This is a genomic window from Flavivirga spongiicola (genome assembly GCF_030540825.1).
Classification (GTDB): domain Bacteria; phylum Bacteroidota; class Bacteroidia; order Flavobacteriales; family Flavobacteriaceae; genus Flavivirga; species Flavivirga spongiicola.
This window is the reverse complement of the sequence record NZ_JAUOEO010000001.1, coordinates 4,869,104-4,894,440: the sequence shown is the minus strand read 5'-3', so window position 1 is coordinate 4,894,440 and position 25,337 is coordinate 4,869,104. Positions and strand designations below refer to the sequence as shown.

The window sequence follows — 25,337 nt, the reverse complement described above, 5'->3', positions numbered from 1 at the left end:
GTATGATAGCAATTCGAGAAATCATTAATAATCAATAGTGAATCGTAAAATATTTAAAACGGAAATGTGTATATTGTCTTTTCAGATTAATGAACTAATCTTAACCTTTGTGTGTAAAACAAAATAGAGAATAGTTCAAAATACTTAATAAAATGAAGCCCACAAGATTTGAAACAACTATAGCATTAATAGATAAAAAAAACTCTGAAGATATTAATACGTATCAGGTTTTTGGTTTAAACTATCCAAAGGAGTTATTATATTCGCTGCGCATGTCTCGAAAATTATTGCAGTTTAATCCAAATGCATCACGAGCCCTTCAAATAGCTGCGCGTGCACAACATATTTGCCGTTGGAAGATAGCAAGAGATGAATACCCCATGGATAGGATTGGATATTTAAAATGGCGAGAAACTCTAAAAAAAATGCATGCAGAATTAACTACCGAAATTCTTAATCAGGTAGGATATGATACCTCATTTATTGATAGAGTATCTTCATTGATAAATAAAAAATTTATTAAGAAAAATGAAGAATCTCAAGTTTTAGAAGATACTATTTGTTTGGTTTTTTTAGATTATTATTTTGAAGAGTTTGTTGCAAAGCATGACGATGAAAAAATTATAAATATCCTAAAAAAAACCTGGATTAAAATGTCAGACAAAGGGCATGAAGCAGCCTTACAACTTAACTTTTCAGATAAAAGTTTGTCTTTAATAAAACAGGCGATCGATTAAAAAGTATAAAGCATTTATTATAAAATAGTAATAGCTATCAATCAAATAAGATTGATAGCTATTACTAATAAGCTTACAACAATGCTGATAATAAGAAGGTTAAAACTTATTTTTGCTTTTTGCTGAGATAAAATAGCTCCGTTATAAAAGAGACAGCATATGGTAACCAAAAAGAGTTGAAAGGATTGGAGACCAGACATGTCATTCATAAATAAAAACATGACAGCTATAGAACCTAAACAACTTTGTCCTATAATTGCTATAGTTGAATAACCCATGAGTCCTTTTTCGTATTCGTTTAAATAATTTTTATAGAGTTTCATAAGTATTATGTTTATACTAAATAAACTTCAAAATAATCGATTAAATTCGTTTCTATTTCGTTTCTATTTCAATATAAAATAAAACCGTAACTAAGGCTATGCTTATGTTTTCTATATCATCTAAAGAAAATATAATTCAAATTTATTATCAATCATTTTAAAATTCATTTGGTATTAATTTATTTTTTCTAGATGCTTTTAATACGTTCTACGCCATCAAGTACAGAGATTGATAAACGAATGATACAATTAGAAATACAGGTTAAATCATGCGGTACGTTAGCATCAAGTGCTATCATATCTCCTTTTTTTAGATCTTGGTTTTTACCGTTGACACCAAAGTCTATAGAACCGTCAAATAGTTCTATAATGATTGGGAAGGGGGCTGTATGTTCTTTCATGAATTGCCCTGTTTTCATAACAATTCTAACTTCCTTTGTACTGCTTGTTTTTAATAAAACAGTTACAGTTGGTTTGCCGTTTTCTTGATAAGTAATGTTATCTAATAAAGATGCTGTGTTCATAATTTTATAAGTTTATATTATCTTCAGTTTTAATTTTAAAAGTCATGTTATTTATTTTCTCATCTAAAATGATTTGACAAGCCAATCGACTGTTTTTGTTTGAACTATTTATTTTAGAAAGGGTTTCTTTTTCACTTGGATGTATGGGTACATTCATTGATCCGGAAACCAATTCTACATGACAAGTACCACATAAACCTCTACCTAAGCACCCTCCTATATCATCATACAAATTGTCTATGATTAACTCCATGAGGTTTGGGTATTCAAATTGTCGATAAGGGATTTTGTATATTTCGTTGTAAGAATCTATGATATTAATTTGATTCATGCTCATATTGTTTTTTCTTTAAAATTTTAATCCCAAAAATGTTTAATCCCACAATTTTGCTAATTTCCAGGATGACAAACAGTACATGAATATTACTTTCAGGTACTTGCAACCCATTAATTATATGATCAGCACGTTCATCTAAATATGGCAAGAACCATATAGATTGTAATAACAGTATGACCACAACTATAATGAAGGAAGTAGGAGGTAAGTAATTCTTTAATAAAAACATAACAGAAATAATTATAGCACATACTATTTCCACCTTATTTAAAGCAGCAAATACAAGTTGCCTAATGCCCAGACCTAGTTTTGTATCAATACCTGGAGCTAGAAATTTTAACCAAGCTTCCATAAAGCTTATGGCACATACAAAACCAATCCATATATATGTCGTTGCTATGTTTATATTTATATGTTTTTGTTTCATAACAGATAAAAGGATCTTTTTATCCTTTATTAGTTTAAATTTTTTCTCTTACCGCTTCAGCCAAACCATGTCGTTATCATTCATCTCATTAACTAGTATTTCAAGTGTTGTTTTCTCTAACATGGTTTTCAGATCATTACGAATTTCAATAAATTTATGATGTAATGGGCAAGGAGAGTTGGCGTCACATTGTTTTAAACCTAGTCCACAACCATTATAAATACTATCACCATCAAATAAGAAAACGACCTCACTAATTTTAGTTTGCATTTTTTCTGGTTCAATTACAAATCCACCATGTGGTCCTTTAATAGATCTTACAATATTATTTCGAGTTAATTGTTGTAAAATCTTCGCTGTAAAAGCTTGAGGAGAATTGATTTCTTCTGATATGGTCATCAAACTCACCTTATTGTTTAGGTTAGTTTGTTGAGCAATATAAATGATTGCTCTAAGCCCATATTCACAAGATTTTGAAAACATATTGTCTATTATTATAATACAAATGTAATTCTAAATTTTATAACGGACAAATTTATCCTTTATAAAAAAGTATTTTCAAAACCTATACAAAATCCCATTCGTCGACACTTCGTTTTATTTTACCTTAGTAATACTTTCGTTTGAAGAATTTTTATAAATCCAATTCATTTCAAATCTAAATTTACCTTAATTAATTCACTGAAATATTAACTTGAATTATTTACAAATGAAAAATTCTCTCTATTCCAAATTGGACAAAATAATTAAGACCTTTACTTATAATTCAAAAAATAACAAGCCTGAGTTTATAGAAAGAAAACCTGATTCTCAGAGATTTCAAGCTCATTCTAAAATAAAACAACAAGAAGAAGTTGTTTTGAATAAGCGATTAAAGCAATTAGAATTTATAAATCATTTAGAATTAAATTTAAATGATAAGCAGTTGCGTTTCTTTTCACTCTCTTTCTTAAGAGGTTTAGAACACAATAAGCTTAGTGCTCAGAGAAATACTATTAGCTTGACAAGCACTCTAAGGCTAGATGCAGCCTGATCTTTGAAATACAAAAAACCATTCGTCGACACTTAATTGCGATTCACCTACACTTAAATTGAATCTAACGAAGTAAAGCTATCATTTTACCCTATTAGATTATTTTTACATGCAACTAAATTGTAAGTAATGAAAAATAATTTGAAAATTCTCCTTATTGAAGATGATATGATTGAAGTTATGAAATTAAATAGGGTCGTAGCGTCTCTAAACCTTGATCATAATATTATAGAAGCCCATAATGGAGAAGAAGCTTTAAATATTTTAGAAAAAAAATACGAATTACCTCACATAATTTTATTAGATTTAAACATGCCAAAAATTAATGGTATAGAATTTTTGTCTATTTTAAAAAAGGATGAAAATTTAAGACATATCCCTGCTATTGTATTAACAACCTCTAATAATCAAAAGGATTTATTAGAATGTTATAAGTTAGGTATTGCAGGTTATGTTTTAAAGCCTTTAAAATATGAAGATTACGTTACCAAAATAAAAAACCTACTTGCTTATTGGAGTATTAATGAATTAATAAAAATTTAATCAAAAAAATTCTCCGAGGCTTGCCTCGGGGATAGCCGGTTTCAAAAAAATCTTTATTAAATTTTAAAAAAACATTCATAAAAAGGAATGTTTAAAAAGATAGGTTTAGTGAGAGATTGCTGGGCTACATACATTCTTAATATTTAATTAACGATTATTTCAATTATAAAATTTAAACGTATGAAAGGTATTGTATTTACAGAGTTTTTAGATCTTGTTGAAGAAAAATTTGGCTTAGAAATGGTCGATACTATTATATCGCAATCTGAGTTAGAGTCCGAAGGCGTTTATACTGCCGTCGGCACCTATAAATTCTCTGAAATGCTCCAATTACTTCAACATTTAAGTGCCCGTACAAATATTAAAATTGACGATTTATTATTAGTCTATGCGGAACACTTTTTTGGTGTTTTAAAAGATAGCTACCCAGGGCTTTTAGTTACTTACAAAGATCCCATAGAGATGTTAGCATCTATTGAGAATCATATTCATGTGGAGGTTAGGAAAATTTATCCAGATGCAGAATTACCAACTTTTGAAGTTCTTGAAAAATCAGATAATTCACTCGTAATGATTTATAAATCGAGTAGAGCTATGCACCATTTTGGTTTAGGGTTAATGAACAAAACGTTCGAACATTTTAACTCGACTGCCACTATTGAGTTAGAAAAAATAAAAGAAGACGGAACCGAGGTTAAGTTTTTAATTAATAAAAACTAATGAGTCAAGATAACATTGACATGCTAAAACGTGCACTTGCACGTGAAAAAGCTGCCAGAAAACAAGCAGAAAAAATTCTTGAAGATAAGGCGGCGGAATTATATGATGCCAAACAAAAGTTAGAAAAATCTTATTCGGAGTTAGAAGCACTACTAGATAAAACAGATTCTCAGCTACAAGGTGTTTTTGAAAATATTGTTGATGCTTATGTTATTATAGATCTTCAAGGATATATTCTTAAAATGAATGATGCTGCTGTAGATTTGTTAGGGTTTGATAATGCCAAGGAAAATTTTAATCTAATGAAAATGGCAGCTCCTACAGAGGTACAACGCGTCACAGACTCATTTAAATCTTTACTGAAAAAAGGTTCAATTACAGATTTTTTTCTAAATATAGTTACGAAGAAGAATGAATCTAAATTGGTTCATGTTAATGCCAGTGTTATTTATGATAAAGGAGTGCCAGTCGCTGCACAAGGTATTGTTAGAGATATAACTATAGCGAAACAAAATGAAGAGCAATTGATAGAATCTGAAAACAGGTTATCAACGCTTATTCTCAATTTAGATAGTGGTGTTTTACTTGAAGATGAGAATAGAAAAATAGTACTGACAAACAAGAAATTCTGTGAATTGTTTAATATTCCTATATCTCCGGAATTAATGATAGGGCAAGATTGTTCGAATGCAGCAGAACAAAGCAAAAATCTATTTGTAGATGCAGAAAACTTTATATCAAAAATTAATGATACTCTAAATAAAAGAACCACTGTTTTAGGTGATGAAATTAAAATGGTTGACGGTAAAATTTTAGAACGCGACTATATTCCTATTTTTAAAAATCATGAATATAAAGGCCATTTATGGAGTTATAGAGATGTGACTTTAAAACGAAAGTATAGCGAAAGTTTAGAAGCTCAAAAACAAAAATATAGTAGCATTATTGCTAATATGAATTTAGGCTTGGTTGAAGCTGATAATAAGGGTAAAATATTAATGATTAATCAGAGTTTTTCTGAAATGTCTGGATATTCAGAAAAAGAAATTATTGGAAAAACTGGTAAAGAATTATTTTTAACAAAAGAAAATACAGAAGTCATAGAAACTAAAGATTTAAAGCGTCGTAAAGGGGAATCACACTCGTACGAAATAAAAGTTAAAAATAAATTAGGAGATGATAGACATTGGTTAATAAGTGGAGCCCCAAATTATAATTTAAATGGAGAATTAGTAGGTTCAATAGGGGTACATTTAGATATTACCGATATTAAAAAATTAGAACTTCAAAAAGAAAAATTACTATTAAAACTTGAAAAAAGTAATGATGAGTTACAAGAATATGCACATATAGTGTCGCATGATTTAAAGTCACCATTACGAAGTATAGACGCTCTGGTTAACTGGATAAAAGAAGATAATAAAGGGAAGTTGGATGCTGTGAGTATTCAGAATTTTGAACTTATAGAAACGACATTAGAGAAGATGGAACAACTTATTTCTGATGTTTTGTTGTATTCTAGTATTGGTTCTGAGATGCCCGAAAAAGAACCTGTAGATTTAAATGTCATAGTCAGTGAGCTCAAAAAAATACTATTTGTACCAGAACATATTTCTATAAATGTGCTTAACAAGCTACCGATAATAGAAGGAGATAAAACGAAGTTTAAGCAGCTATTTCAAAATTTAATAAGCAACGGTGTCAAGTTTAATGATAAAGAGAAAGGTCTTATTGAAATTGATGTATTAGAACAAAAATCATTTTATCAATTTTCAATAAAAGATAATGGCGTTGGTATTAAAAAGGAATATCATGATAAGATTTTTAAAATATTCCATTCTCTTAATACAAGTAAAAAATCAACAGGTGTTGGACTTTCTATAGTTAAGAAAATCATTGATTTATACCAAGGAGAAATTTGGATTGATTCCGAAGCAGGAAAAGGCACGACATTTTATTTTACACTTAAGAAGAAATGATAGAACAGCCTAATTTATCATATATAAATACCCTTTCAGGTGGAGATGAAGCTTTTAAAGAGAAGTTGATAACTATTATTAAAAGGGAGTTTCCAGATGAAAAAGAAGTTTATTTTAAAAACATTGAAGCTAAAAACTTTAAAGAATCAGCAGAAAATGTACACAAACTTAAGCATAAAATTAGTATTTTAGGACTTGAAAAAAGTTATGCTATAGCTGCAGATTTTGAAAATAATTTAAAAGACCATAGTGTCGTTGGTAAAGCCGAATTTGATACCATTTTGCAGCTTATAACGGACTTTTTAGAGACCATATAACCACTTTTATGAATTGTATTATTATTGATGACGAAGCTACAGCCAGAGCTATTATCTCTCAACTCTGTACAAATATTCCAAGTTTAAACATTCTTGAAGAATTTCCAAATGCGATTGAAGCTATTAAATATTTAAATCAGAATAATGTAGATCTTATCTTTTTAGATATACATATGCCAGATTTTACGGGGTTTGACTTTATTCAAACCTTAAAAAATCCACCAAAAATAATTTTAACGACTTCGGATGCCAATTTTGCGATTGAAGCTTTTGAATATGATTGTATTGTAGATTATTTGGTAAAACCCATAACCTTACCAAGGTTTGAAAAGGCTATACAAAAAGCAAAAGCAACAACGTCAGAAACTGTTAAAAATACAGAACCAGCAGATGCTGTAGAAACTGCTTCTGGTAATGATTTGTATATAAATATAGACAGGCGTTTAATAAAGCTGGATATTCCCAGTATTTACCTTATTGAAGCCAAAGGGGATTATATCAATGTGAAAACTGAAGAGAAAAATTATACGGTGCATTCTACCTTAAAAAAGATTGAGGAGAAATTACCAGATTCATTATTCCTTAAAGTACATCGTTCATACATTATCAATATTAAAAAAATTATTGATATTGAAGATAACAGTGTACTCATAAAAAAAGACGTCATTCCTGTAAGTCGTTCCAATAGACCTGAGTTAATGAAGCGTTTGAATTTGCTTTAACAACTTAGCCTTTCCATTCGTCTACACTTAATTTCCATCCACCGAAAATTAAAATTTAAGCACTTTTAGTCATATAGTTTTGTAATATTAAATACAACTATTATGAAAAAAATATTACTATTACTTGTGCTTATTTACACGAGTGTATATACACAAGACATACCATTTAATTGTGATTATAATGCTTACTTATTCCAATACAACGATGTGTATGCTATTGACTTGGCCTCTGGGAATTCATATACAGTAGCAACCGATGTAACAGAAGGAACTATTAACGCTGCTGCGTACAACCCTACAGATGGATTTATCTGGGGTTCGTTAAGTTATCCAGCAAAATCTATAGTTAGAATAGGTAAAGACTTCTCGACCCTTACGTTTTATGTAGATGAGTTGCCAACTAATGGCAGATATATTGGAGATGTCAGTGCAGAAGGGGTTTATTATTTAAAAGGTGGAGGAACACCTTATTATGCGATAGACCTAAACCCAGATTCTGATAATTATGGAAGTTATATAACAACAAAAGATTTATCAAAAAGTATAAGCATTCATGACTGGGCATTCAATGCCGTGGATGGTAAATTATATACCGTAGAAAAGAAAACCAATATACTATATCGTATAGAAGCAGAAAGCGGCACTGTGGAAAGTTTAGGTGAAGTCCCAATCTTATCAGGCTTAAATTACACTTATGGTGCCGTTTATTTTGATGCGTCTGGTCGTTTTTATGTATCTGCTAATCAAACTGGAACTATTTATGTTATACAAAACGTACAAGATTTAGACGGCACCAATAATATGGACTCAAATCTGTTCGCTTTTGGTCCTTCAAGTTCTCAAAATGATGGTGCTCGTTGTCCAACGGCTCCCGTACCACAAGAAGATTGTACGAATGGTATTGATGATGATGGTGACGGCTTAGTAGATTGTGAAGATCCTTCATGTTCTGGTTATGCAGCTTGTCCTGTTATTGAAGCACCAACATCGAGTGGTAATTCAGGAGGATTGGAAAGTAATAATAGATTGTCTGAGCAGATTAATAAGAGAAACTTTGACCGTGCTAAGAACAATTACAAATTTGATAAAGTGTCTGCAAAGCGATTTACAAAATCTGCTAAGTATGGTAAAAAAACTAGTAAAACCGGATTACAATTATCAGATTTTGTACCATTGGAAATTTTAAATGAAGACCATGTCATAGAATCATCTCCAATAGATTTATTAAGCATTACCAATGCTACCGAGATATATTCTGTAGATTATATGAAAGCAGACGAAGCTGTAGCATCAATACTTGTTCTTAAAACTGACAAAGGTGTATACGAACACACTAAATATATTTGCGATAGGCTATTGGGAGCTGAGCTAATTTCGGTATCAACCATAGAAATCAAAGAACAAAAATTTATAAAAGCATTGATTAGAAATATCGATGGTTCTCTGGAATTCGTACTGAGTTTATCAGCAAAACCAATAAACAGTGGTACTAACTTCGAAGTTGAAAGCCATTGGAATTTAGATAAATATGAAAACAATGTACCATTCTATAATTTCCAAATCTGGTCCAATTCTTTAGATGATTTATTACGTCTTGGAGAAGAAGTGGTACGACTATTAGATGTTCAAAAGCCAGTAACGAGTTATAATAACTCAACACCACCAACGGTTTTTGTTAGAAAAGGTAAATATCATCATGGAAAGCTGGAATTACAAATTGTGAATACGAATAGGAGTGAAGCTGTTAAATTTGATGGTGGATTAAGGGCTACAGAAACCAATACTGTAGAGTATGTATCGTCAACTTTAGATTTAGATGGCAACTACATTACGAATATAGAAGTAGATGCAGGTAACCTATTTGATATTGGTTTTAGAATAGGTGATGGTATCGCTACACCAGATGATTTGTTTATGTCTGACGGCCCTTGGGGATATGATGATGCAGCACCAAGTACAATGGTTAACGTATACAAAGTAGAGCCTAATAAAGAAGAATTTAATGACGATGAGTTTCCTATTGAACGTAATATAGAATTAGCAGCCAATACCAGTGAGTATATTGCAGCTTATAGAGCCTTAACACCAAAGTTTAACCCTATAGATTTATCAGATTATAATAGCTTGCAGTTTAAAGCGAAAGGAACAGGAGCATTAATTGTTAGATTGGTTAAGGAAGGTGTGAGCAACTGGAAAGAACAGTATAAAACCAGTATTTCATTAACTAATGAATTACAAGACTATAGTATTCCATTTTCTGAATTTAAATCCATTAACGGTAATGATTTTGAAGTGAATGACGTAACCTCTATAGTGTTTACCATGCTAGCTGAAACCGGTGATATAGAAACTAAAGAAATGACTTTGCAACAGTTACGTTTTTCAACTAGTAGTACACTTTCGGTGGACTCATTTAAAACAGAGGATGAGTTGAATAAAACATTTGCGTCACCAAACCCTATGGAGTCTAGTACAACCATACATTTTTCAAGCCAGAATTCTGAAAGGGTTGAGTTGGTGGTTTACAGTCAATTAGGTGGATTGGTTAAAACGATGACGCATGAAGCTGTTAAAGGTAAAAATGAAATGAAACTTGAAAGAACAGGCTTAAGTTCAGGATTGTATTTCTGTAAAATAAAAAGTAAGAGAAAAACTTATAAAACGATAAAACTACTCATAGAATAATTGATAGCTACTCTGATTTCTATTTAAGAGGTAAAAGACATGAAGTTTTTTGCCTCTTTTTGTTTTATGTAGTAATTTAGTTTTGTTGTAACAATAACTATGATTGGCTATGTTTCTTCTTAATACTCTACAATATTACCAATGAACCAAGACAGAGATTCGTTAACAAATTTTATTCTGCGGATTGTTCCTATTCCGCTAATAGAAGCACAGGAAATAGCCCGTAGCTTTGACTCCGTTCAATTTAAGAAAGGTGATTTTCTATTGCGAGAGAAGACTATAAGCGATGATTATGTTTATTTAGAAAAAGGGCTCATGCGTACTTTTCTTTTTGATCTAGAGGGTAATGAAATAACAACAGATTTTTTCCTTGAAAATAATATGGTTTTCGAAGTGACCTCCTTTTTTAATGGAGTTACATCAGAAGCTAATATTCAGGCTATAACAGATTGTGTCGGATTCAAGATTTCTTATCAGGAACTGAACACGCTTTTTCACCAAAAACCTGCTTTTCGCGATTTTGGACGCGCCATTTTAGTCAAAGAGTTTATGGCTTCTAAAAAACGAAACTATGGTATGATCAACCGCACAGCAGAACAACGTTATCAGGAATTATTAACGACTAAGCCACAAATTATGAAACATTCTCCCTTAAAATATATAGCCTCTTATTTAGGTATTACAGATAGTACGCTAAGCAGGTTGAGAAGAAAAGCATAAATGGTGCATTTCTTGCCTTTTGTCAAGTGGAATTTATTGATTTCTACAGAATTTTGTGTCATAAAAAATTAATTTATGGCAGAAATATCAAATTTAGTAACAGTAGGTTTTATCCTTACAACATTGACTACCCTATGGTTTTTTTACAAAGCTTCCATGAGCAAGATAGTCCTTTTTGGCATCATTATTTGGATGATTGTTGTAAGTTTACTCGGCTTATCAGGTTTTTACAGAAATACGGAAGTTTATCCTCCTAGGTTTATTTTTCTCATTAGTCCGGGAATTCTTTTTGTGTTATTCATTTTTTTTACTAGTAGTGGTCGTAAGTTTTCAGATAGCCTGAATTTAAAATGGTTGACATTGCTCCACGTGGTTAGAATCCCTGTTGAGATTATCCTCTTTTATGTTTTTTTAGAAGGACTTTTACCAGATCTTATGACTTTTGAAGGCTATAATTTCGATATCCTTTCTGGGCTTTCGGCACCAATAATTTATTACTTAGTATTTGTTAAAAAATGGGTAGGTTTCAAAGGACTTTTGCTTTGGAATAGTATTTGTTTAGGGCTACTTCTGAATATCTTGATAATAGCGATCTTAAGTGCTCAAACCCCTTTTCAAAAATTAGCATTAAATCAACCCAATATTGGTGTGGCTTATTTTCCATTTGTATGGCTTCCGACTGTAATTGTTCCTATTGTTTTGTTTTCGCATTTGGTTAGTATAAGAGCATTTTATAAGTCAAAATTTTAAATAGTTAAATTCATTATTTAAGCATTTTCACAAAAAAAGAGTGTAAAGCGGAGGGTATTTTTTATTTGAAACGTTTAAAGACTATCATAAGAACCCCAAGTCTTAAAAATATGCCCAATAAATTTATCAGAATTATATTTATAGTACTAATCAGTAATATAAAAATCAACGCTCAAACTACGAATTGGGCTGCTGCATATGGTTCTTCAGAAGGAGAAACCCATGTTTTTTCAAAAGTTGATGCTACTGGGAATGTTTATACCGCTGGCGTGTATACAAGTATTTTAACTAATGAAGGTCATGCTATCCCCAATGAGGGGTTACAAGATGTTTTTATAGAAAAAAGAGATCATAATGGAAGTCTTTTGTGGGTTAAAAACATTGGTAGCTCTGGGAATGAATATTTATCTTCTATCTCTATTGCAAATGATGGTGGTGTCTTTATTAGTGGCACTTTTGAAGGCGTATTAGATGCAGATCCTAGCGGAAATCTGTATAATTTAGTTTCTAGTGGTAGCATCGACATTTATCTAATAAAACTTAATAAGGATGGTGATTTTGTCTGGGCCAAAAATTTTGGTAATACAGGAAATGATTTTGTACATGATATGGAGGTCGATAAAATGGGAGCTATTCTCCTGAGTATCCAATTTATGGATCCTCTAACATTATCTCCGGGTATTACTATTCAATCAGCTGATCCTACTTTGCCATTATCAGGAGGATTGGTGAAAATCAATAACAATGCAAATGTTATTTGGGCTTACTCTACAGGTACAGCTTTTACTAAAGATATTGCCTTTGATAATAGCAATAATATTTTTTTAACGGGCTATTTCCTTTTAGAAAATGATTTTGATTATGGTACTAACGTTTTCCTTATGAAGGAAACAGGGTCTATTTCAGGTTTTCCTATAAACTATGATGCTTATATTCAAAAACTTGATTCTGATGGCCATTTTGTTTGGGCAAAACAATTAAAAAATCCATATAATATAGTTGGCCATTCTATAGCGGTAGATACTCATGGCAATGTTTACACAAGTGGTGTATGGCAAGGATCTCCAAATGATATTGATTTTGATCCAGGTATAAGTATATTTTCCATCCCTGCTCCAAATACAGTTGATAGTAAACAATTTATTCATAAACTGGATGGTAGTGGTCATTTTGAATGGGTGAAAACCTTTGGTATTTGGTCATTAACTTCTGATTATTTAGATCCTGAACAAGGTGGTTTTGTTTCTATTGATAGTAATAACAATTTGTATTTTGTTGGAGATATAAGAGATACAAGCTCTACTAATACTTTTAATTTTGGAAGTGACACTTATACTATTAATAAGCAAGATTTAATATTTGCTAAATTAAGTACTACTAGCGGTTCCATAGTATGGAGTACAATGATTGGTGGTTCTGGTAATGATAATGTATATGATGCTAATCTGGATTTAAATAACAATTTGATTATTTCCGGAATCTTTGAGGGTATCGTTGATTTTAGTATGGGAAGCAGCAATACTCTGGAACTTCAATCTGGTGGTAGAAGTGATGCTTTTGTAATGAAAATGACCCTATCTGTTTTGGGAGTAAATAATGTTGCAGTTCACTCAACTCCATTTAGTATAACTTCTAATCCAGTAACAGATGAGATTAGTATTAAAAATAATACCAGTCTGAAATTAAAAACTATCACCTTACATGACTTAAATGGAAAACAACTTTTAAGTAAAAAGAATACGGATATCAATTTAGAATCTATTAATGTTAATAATATATCAAAAGGGACCTATTTATTAAGCTTACAAACCATGAAAGGAATTCAAAGAATAAAAGTAATTAAGAAATAATGTATACTATTAGTTATAAATTATCAGTAGCTTAAGATAGCCTGTTTGGTAGTTTATAGTAAAAAATAACACAACACTAGCTATGGATTAGATTAATGGCGACTAATTCTTTCCAAAAGGTAAAAAGCAATTGCTTTTTACCTTTTTTTATTTTGTACAAGCTCTATTATAGAATTAAATAATAACCAAAAATACCAATGTTTAATTTTTAAAAACTGGCTTTTCAAACAAATACCATTTAAATCGTAATCCAATCTCCGTAAAAGTAAACCCAGCAGCAGTAGCTGAGGCAATATTACTTCGGGTACCATAGATATTTAATAAAGCGCGTTCACAAAACCTATAGCCTAATTTTCCTTGAATACGATACGTACTTTGTTTTGTATTGTTTTCAATAAACTGATAGCCTGTAGCTGCAGTTAACTCATAAAACCACTCCTTTGGTTTTGTGATGGCTTCATCTTTAATTAAGTTTATAAAAACCTCGGTGGCATTAAATTTTTCAGGACTAAAGTAGATAGTAGGTACCTGATTTTTAAAGGTGATGTATTGGTAGTTTAGACCTGCTTTTAGAGACGGTTTACTAAGTATGTTATAATATAACGAAGTAAACAATAAGTTTCTGGTGTTATCATCGTTTTGAGACGTATAATAATACTGCATAAACCAACCTAAATTGAAGTTAGTGCTAAGATTGTAATTGGCGTAAAAGTTATTCATCACTATTTCACGGTCTAATAGATCCGCATTAAAATTCTGAATCTCCCGTTTATAGCCAATATCTAAAACCTGTAATTTAAAGGGTTTAACGTTAAACGATACATCGGTTAACAATTGGGTATAATCATTGGTATTGGCTTTTGCTGTAGTGATACCAGCAGTTCCTTTAAAGGTAATATTTGGTAATAACTGATAAGTTAACCCCAAAGAAAAATCATTTGATGTGGCTTTGTTATTTGTTACCGAATTACTAGTGGTTCTATATCCATAATTCGCTAACCATTTAAATTTTGTAGATGTTAGAAATTCCACATTAGTTTGAAATGCATAGGCTTCGTTATCTCCATTGTCAAAGGAGTAGGAGCCCTTGGTTTCTAAAAAAGGAGTAAAACGGGTGTTTAAGTCTTTAATAAAATTTATTGCATCTTTTTGATTCTCGTAAAAACTAAGGGTACTATTGGCCGATTGGTAGGCTTTATCATAAAAGCCTAAAGCTTTTAATACATTGGCTTTTCCTAAGTTTCCATCAAAAGAGCTGCTGTCGTTTTCCAGAATACGATTGTAATCCGTTAAACTCTTTTTGAAATCACTTTTATAGATGTTTAAGGTTGCTCGTAAGGCTAAAACCCAATTGGTGTTAGGCTTCGTTTCTATTAATTCATCTATTAAAACTTGGGCGTCTTTATACTTTTTATTCCAAATTAAGGCTTGTATATAACGTTCTTGAGTTTGTTGTATTAGCTTAACATCGTTTAAGTTAGGTATGGTGTTATATGCTTTTGTACTAAAGTTTAAGGCGTCTTTGTCTTTGTTTTTTAAGTGTTTTACTAGGGAAAGTCCATTTAATGCTATTGTTTTATTGGCTTTGCTTTTACTAATAGTATTATAGATGGTTTCAGCCTTGTCGAACGCTTCAGAAATTAAATACAGATTGGCTAAGTTGATTAAGGTTTCTTTATCATTTTCAAAAAGGGATAGGTTTTCTTTTAAAAGTCGTTCAGCCTCCACATAGTTTTGTTGCTGTTGATTTTGGTAAGCATAACCCAAATAGATATATTTTTTCGAGGTTAGGGCATTTTGATTTCCAGGAGAGATTTTCAAAGCTTTATTAACATACACTAAGGCGGCATCATATATTTTAAGATTAGATAGGGTATTGGCATATCCTAAAAGAGCAGGGAAGCTTTGATCATTTTCTTTAATAAGTTCTTCGTAATAGCCTTTCGCAGTATGATAGTTTTTATTCCAAAGGAGCGATTCGGCGTAATTCAGTTTAATTTCAAAGTCCTTAGGATAGGTTTTTAGTAAGTCGGTAAATATAGAAACCGCTTCTTTGGAATTTCCATTTAGACCTACGGCTCGTCCATAACATAGCTTAGCAGTTTTGTTATCTGGATAGGTTTTTAAAACAGTTTTAAAATATGTTTTGGCAGCTTCATATTTACCAGTTTCTAAGTAAGTAAACCCTTCTTGCATGTTTTGAGATACCCCAAGTGTACTAATAAACAGGAGTGTTACGACTACGTATGATTTTAAATTCATGAGCGATTTTTAGTACTTGCAAGTTAATCAATAGATTTCAATCATTCGTCTACAGCAAACTGCAACTCACCGAACTTGGATAATAAAATTAAGGATTCCAATGCATCTTTACATCAGAAATCAAAATAGTATTAATAAAAGAATAGAAATTATGGCACTTAAAATAACAAAACAAAATAGAACATTTTTAGTAGAAGGAACTCTTAACGCTACTACAGCAATGAGCTTTCAAAATCATTTAGAGGCTGTTTTAAATACTTACGAAACTTTAACTATAGATATTGAAATGGTAACAGAAATTGACACTAATGGTATGAAAGCTTTAAGAGCTCTTTACAGCAATGCATTGATTTATAATAGACCATTTTATATTGTTGGTACTGGTTGTAAAGAAATCTATGATGATTTGACCTTTACAAATGTAGCATAAATCATAATTAGTATAAACCTAAATCCAAATACTATGAACTTCGAGATAATAAATAACAAAGGCATTTTTGAAATACGGGGTCATTTTACAAATGCATATACCAATCAGGTAGCAGATTTCTTTAATAACCTGTTGGATAGATATTATGAAATTACAATATGTCTTAAACAAGTTAAGCGTATGGATGCTAAAGCTTTAAATGTCATGCAGTTTATTGATGCTAAAGCAAAAAGAAGAAGTAAAGTTCTATTCGTTCTAGGGAAAGATAATAAACGTATTAAGAAGCAATTTGAAGCTGCTAATCTAATAAACATATTTAGAAATGATTACGATAGCAAATAATTTAAAGAAAAGAGTGACGCCAGAGCAGTTATTTATGATAAGTGTTCTGGCAGTTAATGGAGGGAATTATTTATATAATCTAATTCTTGGTCGCTTATTAGGTCCGGCACAATTTGCAGATGCAGCAGTACTAATAACATTTTTATTGGTGTTATCTTTTGTAGCAATGACCTTTCAATTGGTTACTGCAAAGTTTTCGGTGCTTTTTGAAAATCAATTGTTTAAAAGTTTTATCTCAAAAGTTTATAAGAATGCTTTCACTATAGGCTTAGTATTAGGTGTTTTAGTTATTGGTTTTGCGTCTCAATTACAACAACTTTTTAATACGGCATCTTCAAGCATGTTCATTATTTTTGGATGCGGTGTGCCTTTATACTTTTTAATGAGTGTTAACAGAGGTATTTTTCAAGGAAAGAAAGCCTATAAATCACTATCGATTACATATCAATTAGAAATGTTGAGTCGATTACTGATTACTTTAGGATTAATCTTCTTATTCAATATTCAATCTTCAGTCGTTATAGCTATTGGTATCCTTATGTCGTTTGGATTTGGATTAGTGCCTTTTAAATTTAAGCAGGTCAGTTTGAAAAAAGCAGTTAAAATGCCTGTTCTACAATCTAAACAAGTGAAACAGTTTTTTATATTAACTGCCTTTTATGAGTTAACACAGATCATCATTAATAACAGTGATATTCTTTTAGTAAAACATTACTTTGAATCTTATGAAGCTGGTTTATATGCTTCTTTAGCTTTAATAGGACGTATCGTTTATTTTATAGCCTGGATGTTTGTGATGTTATTATTGCCAACAGTAGTTCAACTTAAAAAAGAAGGAAAGGAAACCGCATCAACATTATTTAAGTATGTTGGGTACATAGTAGTTATTTCAATGACCATTGTTTTAGCATGCTTAAGCTTCCCTGAAACGATCATTAAGCTATTATTTGGTGAAAGTTATATAGCCATGGCGCCTCTTTTATGGAAATATGCCATAGCAACAAGCATGTTTGCCATTTCTAACATATTCGCTTATTACTATTTGTCTTTAGATAAATATGTGCCGGTAATTATATCAGGAGTGTTCGGGATGCTTCAAATGGTATTGGTTGTTTTCTATCACGATAGTTTAGAGCAAGTTGTTTATATGCAGATTGTAGCCATGATTTTATTATTGATCATTCAACTTGTATTCTTTAGATTGGATCAAAAAAAGGTTTAACTTGTCATTCAGAAGGAGGTACGACTGAAGAATCTAAAAATGCTCTCGCTTTACCAGTTTACCCAAATCCTCAAGATAAACTATAGCAGGAATCTATAAAGAAAGTAATGGGGTCAATGTATAAGATTCCCGCCTCCGCGGGAATTAGAGCTTAATCTAAAGCAAGTTACCATTCGTCTACAGTAAAAGTTGACTCATCTAAAACCACCCCTTTTTTGGTGAGTAAAACCCCAAATTTGTACTATAAATATTAAACTAGATTATTATGAAACTAGCAATCGTAACAGCATATCCACCAAGTAAAGTCACTTTAAATGAATATGCATATCATTTGGTAAAACACTTTAGACAAAAAGAAAGGATAACAGAATTAATATTGTTAACTGATAAAACAGAAGGAAAAAAAGATATTGAATTTATCGAAGCTGGATGCAAAGTAACAATAAAAGAATGTTGGAAATTTAATAGCTATACTACCATTTTTAGTGTGACTAAGGCTATTGATGCAACTAAACCAGATGCCGTTTTGTTCAATTTACAGTTTATGAAGTTTGGTGATAAAAAAGTGGCCGCTGCTTTAGGTTTAATGTTACCATTGGTTTGTAAGCTTAAAAAAATCCCAAATATTGTTTTATTGCATAACATACTGGAAGAAGTAGATTTGGGAAATGCAGGATTTACAAATAATAAAATCATGCAGAAAATCTATGGATTTATAGGGAGCACATTAACACGATTAATTCTTCAAGCCGATGTCGTTGCTTTAACCATGCAAAAGTATGTTGACATTTTAGAGGAAAAATACCATGCTAAAAATGTAAAACTTATACCACATGGTACGTTTGAAATCCTTGAAGAACCAACCTACGACGTACCACTGCAACCTTTTAAAGTTATGACTTTTGGAAAGTTTGGAACTTATAAAAAAGTAGAATCGTTAATTGAAGCTGTTGAGCGTATCAGAAAATATTCAAATTTAAATCTAGAAGTCGTTATAGCAGGGACGGATAATCCTAATACACCAGGGTATTTAGAGTCTGTAAAAAAGGCTTATAGCCATGTTGAAGGATTAACTTTTACGGGTTATGTTGAAGAGCAGGATGTACCAAAATTGTTCAAAGAGAGTGCGCTTGTGGTATTTCCTTATACATCTACAACAGGGAGCTCTGGTGTATTACATCAAGCAGGAAGTTATGGTAAAGCTGTTGTTATGCCAGATATAGGAGACTTGGCTCTTTTAGTAAAGGATGAAGGTTATAAAGGCGAGTTTTTTGAACCTACAAGTGTGAGCAGCTTGGCTTTAGCTATTCAAAAAATTCTTGAAGATAATGCCTATAGAGTTGAGCTGGAAAGAGCTAATTATAAAGCGGCAACTGCTTATCCTATGTTAAGAATAATTAACATTTATTTAAATACATTTGAAGCTATTATTTTAAAAAAGAAAAGAGAAAAATTACAACAACAACAACAGGTTACTGTTTAGATATAAATTTAAAAGCGGGTTTAGTCTCTCCGTTTTGGTTTATAAACCCAAAATGTTCTTGAGCCCGTTTATGCCAAGGAAGTCGTCCAACGACTTCCTTTGGTATTTTTGTAAAATCATAGAGTGTCCAGGACATAGAGGATATCTCGTAGTTATGAAAAATGTTTTGTGCTTGTTTATGATATGCCATTTGATTCTTTTCTGAATTACCAAAAGGGTTCCAAAGCCCTTTATACGATGACATTCCAAATTCGGTAATAGCGATAGATTTATTAGGTGTTTTTTGCTTTAAATCTTGATACGTTTTTTCTAAATCATTCAGATCTTCATAATAATGAAAGGTGATAAGGTCTAGTTTATCTTTTAGAATGGTAGCACTTTTGGCATTGGACCAGCCGATAGTAATGGGGTGTTCTTGATCAATAGATTTTACCAAATCAATCATATGGTTCAACCAGGCAATCACATGCTCTTGTCCACGAGATTCAAAATCTAAATTAGGTTCATTTTTAATATCCCAAGCCAACAAAGCGTTGTGGTTTTTTAAAGTAGTGACGATAGTTTCTGCGTGACGCTGATTTAACGTCCAATCCAATACCGAATAATCACCATAAAAATCAAATAATGTCACTAGGACTTTCAATTCTTGTATTTCGGCCAAGTCTAATACTTGAGTAAGCTTTTTTAATTTTTCCGTATTTACATTTGCCTTGCCGAAATCTACGTAAGGCACAAAAAGCCGAATACTATTGAGTCCAACTTCTTTAATGAGTTTGAAATCTTTCGAAATAATATCTAAATTAAATGTATCACCAAACATATCCCAAGGAGCATCTTGTGGATAATAATTAATGCCTTTTAATGGTGTTATTTGATTTGAAGATGGTATTTCCTTTTTATTGTAAATTTCACTGTGAACCTTCATCATATGTCGAATACGCCAAAAACCATCTTCTAATAGTAAAATAATTTTGTAAGTCGATTTCTCTGTGGTCTCTAAGATGATATTTTTATTTTCATAAATACACTTGTATTCAACTACATCTTTATCAGTTATAACAGCCAGTTGCCCATCTTCACTAAAAAACTCCAGAGTAGGGTGGTGCTCTAAGGTCGTACCTTCAACAGCAATGTTTTCAGTGGTATTATGTTCAATAATATTAAAAATGTTTTCACGTGCGCTATCAGTATAATAGTCGTCAATACCTTTAGCTTTATTGGTTTTGTAAGCTATATGTTTAACATACCAGGCATCCAGGTAATCATTTTCAATAGTATTTAGGGTTTGCATATCCATAGGTCGACCTTCATTGTTCAAAGGCGCCCATACTATTTTAGGTAGATACTGATCTATTTTTTTAATTTCTGTATGTAGTATGCTGCTTCTGTCTGCACCTGTATTAAGATAACTATATAAACTACTAATCCCAAAGACAACCAAAGCAATGATAGCAATGTATGAGAGTATTAAAGTGACACGTAATATGTTCTTGTTAATACCTATCATAGTTTAATATTTTGATATGTTTTTTCAATACCAGCAGTTTCTAGTTTAAAAGTGTACATGTTTTCAGGGAAAATATCAGAATTCAGTTTAAAGCTAGTATAACCTTCAAACGAACTTTTATTAAGTGTTTTGATTTTTGTGTCGTTTTGATACATATGTAGTTTTACCTCTAAACCATCCGGAATCATTTGATTCATAAAACTTTTTAAAGGCCCGATAGTAACCGTTCGGTTGTCTTCAGAAAAAATAACCTGAAAATCTAAAACAGCCTGTTTGTAAATTAATGCTATACTATTGCTTTCTGCCATACCTTCTATAAAAGCTTTTACTGTCCAGCTATCTTGATGGTCTGGGTGAATCATTTTAGCCGTCGCAATACCATTAATTGTACTACCAGACGTTTTAAGCACATGGTTTGAGGTATTAGTAATAAAAAAATCGACATAGGTACCATCACTAACTACATTGTTGTTTTTGTCTTTTATAATAGAAGTTGAAAAGTTAGTTATTTGATTACCGTCGGCATACTCATGATTACGATTATAAGCTATAGTAAAATCAGTTGGAATAGCTGGTAACACATTAACATCATATTCTTTTGAGTTTTTGCTTAAAGATTCTGAACCGATAAGCATGCGTCCTGTTTTTAGTTCTGAAAATATATTTTTATAACTGATGCCATTTTTCATGTAAATAACATCATGACTTTCATTTGCTAAAAACTGGTGTTTTACTAAAACTTGGGTGCTATCTTTTAAAGGGTTATCATAAGAATCTGTTGGAATAACAACTAACATGGTGTAATCTGTCCCCCCTGCTTCAATGCTCGGTGGTCCTAAATAGGTTTCCATTGTTGCTACTTCTTGTTTTGAGTGCATATTGAATTTACCGGATAATGGTGTATTGTTACTTAATAATTTCCAGTTAATTACTCCTTTTTTATTACTGAATGATTTGGGGAGTAGGTAATTCAAAACACCGCTTTCAAGAACAGGTTTAAGGATTATAGAGCCATAGCTGTTACTTAAATATAAGTTTGGTTTAGAACTATTACTGGTTGAAAACTTTAAAACAATAGTGCTTCCTACTTCAAATTCGGTTTCATTAGTTAGTAAATGGAATGTCTCATTAATTGCTACTTGTTCCACAGAAGATCTGAATGATAATGATAGCATTACTATTATGAGCAGGTATGTAAACTTTGATGTCATCAATTTGGGTTTCCTATATAACTGTTAATTTCAATTTTAATAAACTTATAGTTTGGATTATTTACGGTTTGCAGTTTTGTATGCGTTTGATTTATAATTCTATCCGGGACTATTTTATTTGAAATGGCTTCATTTGGTAAACCATTTACATAACAATCTTTCATATCATCGCTTATTATGAGTATGTTGTGATCTTTTAAAAGTGAATATTTAAAAGTTTGTTGTCGTTGCTGCCTGATGCCTTCTTCTAAAAACAAATGATCTACCCAAATCAGACTTTTATGGTCATCATAATAAGTAATCAATAGTTGCGGAATGGTAATTTCTTCTAATCCAGAATTAAATAATTTTCCGCTAATAACATTTGATGAGATATCTAAATCACTTAAAGTTGCCTTTTTGTATAAATCTGAACCAGAAACATTACCGGCTACTTGTAAGTTAAACTTAGTAGGTTGTTCATTAAACTCAACAGGTGTAAATTCGTCAGGATTAAAAGTTTTCGGGATAGAATCCTGAGTTTTAGACCAGGCAATGCCTTCAAAATTGATTTTAAAAGAGCTCACTTCCTTTGGCATTAATTTATGCTTTACATGATATTTGGCATTAAAAGTTGCTAATTCTTTATCGTTATCATTATACAAGGTACCTTTTAAAACAACATCAGCAGGAACATTGTCTATATTCTGAACTTCGCCTATTAAAGCATAACTACTATGATATTTTATCAATTTAGCAGAAAGGACTTCTAAAACTGGTTGTTTTAAAACATCTTCATGATGGGTTTGTTCTGTCGTAATACGTCTGCGACCCTGATTAAAATAACTCGTGGTATTATCGGAATACAACTGATCTGGAGGTAAATCTAAATCAATATCATCAGGTTGAATAAACCACTTGCCATGTAATTTAATCAATGATTTATAATCTGTTTTATTTATTTTCTCTAAAGGAGTTATCCAATTAGTATTGACTTTAACTGTAGCTAAACTATCAGTTTCATTTATTATGATGGTCTCTATGGCATCTAATTTAGCATACGAACTTAATAAGCCATCGGTTACCGAGATTTCCAACATATATTGTGCAATTTGTATATTACTTTCTGGATTAATAAGACTATGTGCTTTTTCAAATTCTTTAAAGTCCAAAGCGTCATAATAGGCTATGATAGCGTTTTCTGGCGAATGATGTGCGTCATTTTTAATATAGAATTTATAGATACCAAAACAAACAACTATAACTAGAATGACAGACCAAATATGCGTTGTTTTAAGAAGTCTTTTTGAAAATTGATTATAATTAGTCTCAAATTTCAAGTATTCAGGAATTATTTTCACCTTCGTTTTTAAAGCACGAATCCATAGTAATTGAATGTTCAATATAAACGCTATAATAACCGTTAAAAAAGGAATAATACCCCAAAGTATTTTTTGCCACATAGCGACATCGTCTTTTGGTAAAATGGATGATATTGGTGGTACATTTAGCTTTTCCCATACCTGAATGCCATTTTCTAATTGTCTTAGGCGTTGCCAACCACAGAAATACAAGATGGGATCGTAAAACTTATCATTAGAAAAAATATATTTAAGATGATACTTTTCCGGTGTGGTTAAAAACTGTTGTAAAGACCCAATCCCTTCAATGCCTTTGAACTTAGAATTTTCTAAACGCTCAATAGGCCTTGTTGTAAGCTCTGGTAGTCGTCTGGCAGAATGGTAGTTACCGTCAACACTCATTGCATTGGTTTGCGCAGATAACCACGCCATTTGGTCTCCAAAGCCTAAAGTCATATAACGCCATTGGTCATGTTGGTCTTGATTAAGAAAATTAACAATGGGTAACATCTTTATTTGCTGAGGTTGAGAAGGTCTAAAATACCCTAAGCTCATGGTGAAAATGGTCATGAATATAAATAGACCAGCGAGTAGTCCACCAATAATACGATGGTAGATAGCTCCAAATTTATTCTGTATTAAGGTTTTTAAATCGCCTTCTATAAAACGATAAGCAAATTCACCAAAAAGAGGGAGAGACATGATGGAAGCCCATAATGTAAATCGATCAAGTGTTAAAATATTAAAAGCGGTTTCACCTAATACAAATCTAGGGATAAAGGTGGTGCCTCCTGTTCCTAAAATAAATAATATAGTTATTGATAAACCAAAGAACAAATAGCGTTTACTATAATATCTATAAAATATATAGGGGAGAAGTATAAGTAATATACCCCAAGGGATTAAAAAGAAAACCAAACCGGATGAAGTGATTTCTAAAAAGTTATCACGTGATCCGTGTGGAATAGGAACTTGTGTAATGGGGTTGCTTTTAGAATTGATCCAATAAGGTAGAATGCATCCAATGATGGTGACCAGTGATAACATTCCAAAACTTACAATCCGTTTAAAAAGTTTAAAAAAACTACTTAAAAAAACTTTGAACGTTATGGCTTTGATGGAATCGACCTGTTCTCTTGAAACATCCATGATAACCATACCTATTAAAGGAAAAATGAAGAACACCATACCGAATATAGGTGTGACATGGTGTGATGTTACTGTAACTGCTATTAATGATAAAGATGTCAATAAATAGCAATACTTACCTGTTTTTATCCATAAATAGATTTCTGGTAGGGCATGCATTAAAATAGAGATTCCAATAATACTAGGTAATTGTCCAAATAAGTGTAGAGTTTCGACAAACGACGACGATAGTACAGCTAATATGGCGGCGTAACCTGCAGCAGTTTTATTTGAAGTCATTAATAAAGCAAATCGGTAAGCCCCGGTTATAAATAATATAACACTAATGATGGCTACTATGAATAGCCCAAATTTTAATCCACCAATAAAAGAAAATGCTGCAATAGCCTGATGCACTAATGGCGGGTAACTCATTACTGTAAAGCCTGTGTACCATTTATAGTTCCATGGTTCAAACCAACTATTCGCATAATGGTCTGCAAAAAACAAATGTATTAGCGCATCATAGGTGGTTTCTAAAGTAAAGAATATAGAAGTCCCGTGAAACGCTAACCCCAAGAGCAAAGCAACCATTAAATATTTATTTGACTTTTCCTTCATTAAAATGTAAGCTGTTTTCTACGAATTAAAGATATAACAAAGTTTTGTTTCGACGAGTGGTATTTATCGAAGTAAAATTTTCATTCGTCTATACAACGTTTCCAACCAACGAATTACACCCAAA

Annotated in this window: 24 protein-coding genes; 15 read left to right on the top strand and 9 right to left on the bottom strand. The window is 31.6% G+C overall.

Annotated features, from left to right (window positions below):
• Positions 1-152 precede the first annotated feature (152 nt).
• Positions 153-737: a DUF4202 domain-containing protein gene (locus Q4Q47_RS19435; RefSeq protein WP_303308306.1), complete on the top strand. Its 585-nt coding sequence runs from the start codon at positions 153-155 to the stop codon at positions 735-737.
• Between the two features lie 41 nt (positions 738-778).
• Here the strand turns inward: Q4Q47_RS19435 and Q4Q47_RS19430 are convergent, their stop codons facing one another.
• The 5 genes from Q4Q47_RS19430 to Q4Q47_RS19410 form a co-directional block, all read right to left on the bottom strand.
• Positions 779-1,060, bottom strand: coding sequence for a hypothetical protein (locus Q4Q47_RS19430; RefSeq protein WP_303308305.1), 282 nt, complete (start codon positions 1,058-1,060; stop codon positions 779-781).
• Between the two features lie 188 nt (positions 1,061-1,248).
• Positions 1,249-1,584, bottom strand: a complete 336-nt coding sequence (locus tag Q4Q47_RS19425; RefSeq protein ID WP_303308304.1) for a cupin domain-containing protein — start codon at positions 1,582-1,584, stop codon at positions 1,249-1,251.
• A gap of 4 nt (positions 1,585-1,588) precedes the next feature.
• Positions 1,589-1,915: a 2Fe-2S iron-sulfur cluster-binding protein gene (locus Q4Q47_RS19420; RefSeq protein WP_303308303.1), complete on the bottom strand. Its 327-nt coding sequence runs from the start codon at positions 1,913-1,915 to the stop codon at positions 1,589-1,591.
• Complete coding sequence (locus tag Q4Q47_RS19415; RefSeq protein ID WP_303308302.1) at positions 1,902-2,348, bottom strand: hypothetical protein; 447 nt, start codon at positions 2,346-2,348, stop codon at positions 1,902-1,904. The genes Q4Q47_RS19420 and Q4Q47_RS19415 overlap by 14 nt, the downstream gene beginning before the upstream one ends.
• Before the next feature lie 48 nt (positions 2,349-2,396).
• Positions 2,397-2,831: an RrF2 family transcriptional regulator gene (locus Q4Q47_RS19410; RefSeq protein ID WP_303308301.1), complete on the bottom strand. Its 435-nt coding sequence runs from the start codon at positions 2,829-2,831 to the stop codon at positions 2,397-2,399.
• Between the two features lie 226 nt (positions 2,832-3,057).
• Between Q4Q47_RS19410 and Q4Q47_RS19405 the strand changes: the two genes are divergently transcribed.
• The 10 genes from Q4Q47_RS19405 (at position 3,058) to Q4Q47_RS19360 (ending at position 13,667) form a co-directional block, all read left to right on the top strand.
• A complete protein-coding gene (locus Q4Q47_RS19405; protein ID WP_303308300.1) occupies positions 3,058-3,381 on the top strand; it encodes a hypothetical protein in 324 nt (107 codons plus the stop codon).
• Between the two features lie 129 nt (positions 3,382-3,510).
• On the top strand, positions 3,511-3,924 hold the full coding sequence (locus Q4Q47_RS19400) for a response regulator (RefSeq protein WP_303308299.1): 414 nt from the start codon (positions 3,511-3,513) through the stop codon (positions 3,922-3,924).
• Positions 3,925-4,104: 180 nt separating this feature from the next.
• Positions 4,105-4,644 carry a heme NO-binding domain-containing protein gene (locus Q4Q47_RS19395; RefSeq protein WP_303308298.1) on the top strand — a complete coding sequence of 180 codons (540 nt, stop codon included), beginning with the start codon at positions 4,105-4,107 and terminating at the stop codon, positions 4,642-4,644.
• Positions 4,644-6,623 carry a PAS domain-containing sensor histidine kinase gene (locus tag Q4Q47_RS19390; RefSeq protein ID WP_303308297.1) on the top strand — a complete coding sequence of 660 codons (1,980 nt, stop codon included), beginning with the start codon at positions 4,644-4,646 and terminating at the stop codon, positions 6,621-6,623. Before Q4Q47_RS19395 ends, Q4Q47_RS19390 begins: the two co-directional genes overlap by 1 nt.
• Positions 6,620-6,940 (top strand): Hpt domain-containing protein, encoded by a 321-nt coding sequence (locus tag Q4Q47_RS19385; protein WP_303308296.1) that lies wholly within the window; start codon positions 6,620-6,622, stop codon positions 6,938-6,940. The genes Q4Q47_RS19390 and Q4Q47_RS19385 overlap by 4 nt, the downstream gene beginning before the upstream one ends.
• A gap of 8 nt (positions 6,941-6,948) precedes the next feature.
• A complete protein-coding gene (locus tag Q4Q47_RS19380) occupies positions 6,949-7,662 on the top strand; it encodes a LytR/AlgR family response regulator transcription factor (RefSeq protein ID WP_303308295.1) in 714 nt (237 codons plus the stop codon).
• A gap of 102 nt (positions 7,663-7,764) precedes the next feature.
• Positions 7,765-10,347 carry a DUF6923 family protein gene (locus Q4Q47_RS19375; protein ID WP_303308294.1) on the top strand — a complete coding sequence of 861 codons (2,583 nt, stop codon included), beginning with the start codon at positions 7,765-7,767 and terminating at the stop codon, positions 10,345-10,347.
• 141 nt (positions 10,348-10,488) lie between these two features.
• Positions 10,489-11,067, top strand: coding sequence for a Crp/Fnr family transcriptional regulator (locus Q4Q47_RS19370; protein WP_303308293.1), 579 nt, complete (start codon positions 10,489-10,491; stop codon positions 11,065-11,067).
• 75 nt (positions 11,068-11,142) lie between these two features.
• Complete coding sequence (locus Q4Q47_RS19365) at positions 11,143-11,817, top strand: hypothetical protein (RefSeq protein ID WP_303308292.1); 675 nt, start codon at positions 11,143-11,145, stop codon at positions 11,815-11,817.
• A gap of 110 nt (positions 11,818-11,927) precedes the next feature.
• The gene (locus Q4Q47_RS19360) at positions 11,928-13,667 is read left to right on the top strand and encodes a T9SS type A sorting domain-containing protein (protein WP_303308291.1); all 1,740 of its coding nucleotides are present in this window, start codon (positions 11,928-11,930) and stop codon (positions 13,665-13,667) included.
• Positions 13,668-13,868: 201 nt separating this feature from the next.
• Here Q4Q47_RS19360 and Q4Q47_RS19355 read toward each other — a convergent pair whose 3' ends face one another.
• Positions 13,869-15,929, bottom strand: a complete 2,061-nt coding sequence (locus Q4Q47_RS19355; RefSeq protein WP_303308290.1) for a tetratricopeptide repeat protein — start codon at positions 15,927-15,929, stop codon at positions 13,869-13,871.
• A 100-nt stretch (positions 15,930-16,029) separates the two neighbouring features.
• Here Q4Q47_RS19355 and Q4Q47_RS19350 point away from each other — a divergent pair, with 100 nt between their 5' ends.
• The 4 genes from Q4Q47_RS19350 (at position 16,030) to Q4Q47_RS19335 (ending at position 19,406) form a co-directional block, all read left to right on the top strand.
• Positions 16,030-16,359, top strand: coding sequence for an STAS domain-containing protein (locus Q4Q47_RS19350; RefSeq protein ID WP_331497758.1), 330 nt, complete (start codon positions 16,030-16,032; stop codon positions 16,357-16,359).
• A 33-nt stretch (positions 16,360-16,392) separates the two neighbouring features.
• Positions 16,393-16,701 (top strand): hypothetical protein, encoded by a 309-nt coding sequence (locus Q4Q47_RS19345; protein ID WP_303308289.1) that lies wholly within the window; start codon positions 16,393-16,395, stop codon positions 16,699-16,701.
• A complete protein-coding gene (locus tag Q4Q47_RS19340) occupies positions 16,682-17,923 on the top strand; it encodes an oligosaccharide flippase family protein (protein WP_303308288.1) in 1,242 nt (413 codons plus the stop codon). Before Q4Q47_RS19345 ends, Q4Q47_RS19340 begins: the two co-directional genes overlap by 20 nt.
• A gap of 265 nt (positions 17,924-18,188) precedes the next feature.
• Positions 18,189-19,406, top strand: a complete 1,218-nt coding sequence (locus Q4Q47_RS19335; protein WP_303308287.1) for a glycosyltransferase — start codon at positions 18,189-18,191, stop codon at positions 19,404-19,406.
• Here the strand turns inward: Q4Q47_RS19335 and Q4Q47_RS19330 are convergent.
• Genes Q4Q47_RS19330 through Q4Q47_RS19320 form a run of 3 tightly spaced genes read right to left on the bottom strand, consistent with a single transcriptional unit; the run spans position 19,396 to position 25,213 of the window.
• Positions 19,396-20,913: a glycoside hydrolase family 2 TIM barrel-domain containing protein gene (locus Q4Q47_RS19330; protein ID WP_303308286.1), complete on the bottom strand. Its 1,518-nt coding sequence runs from the start codon at positions 20,911-20,913 to the stop codon at positions 19,396-19,398. The two genes, Q4Q47_RS19335 and Q4Q47_RS19330, sit on opposite strands and share 11 nt — an antisense overlap.
• Positions 20,910-22,088 (bottom strand): hypothetical protein, encoded by a 1,179-nt coding sequence (locus Q4Q47_RS19325; protein ID WP_303308285.1) that lies wholly within the window; start codon positions 22,086-22,088, stop codon positions 20,910-20,912. Before Q4Q47_RS19325 ends, Q4Q47_RS19330 begins: the two co-directional genes overlap by 4 nt.
• A 35-nt stretch (positions 22,089-22,123) precedes the next feature.
• A complete protein-coding gene (locus tag Q4Q47_RS19320) occupies positions 22,124-25,213 on the bottom strand; it encodes a hypothetical protein (protein WP_303308284.1) in 3,090 nt (1,029 codons plus the stop codon).
• Between the last annotated feature and the right edge of the window lie 124 nt (positions 25,214-25,337).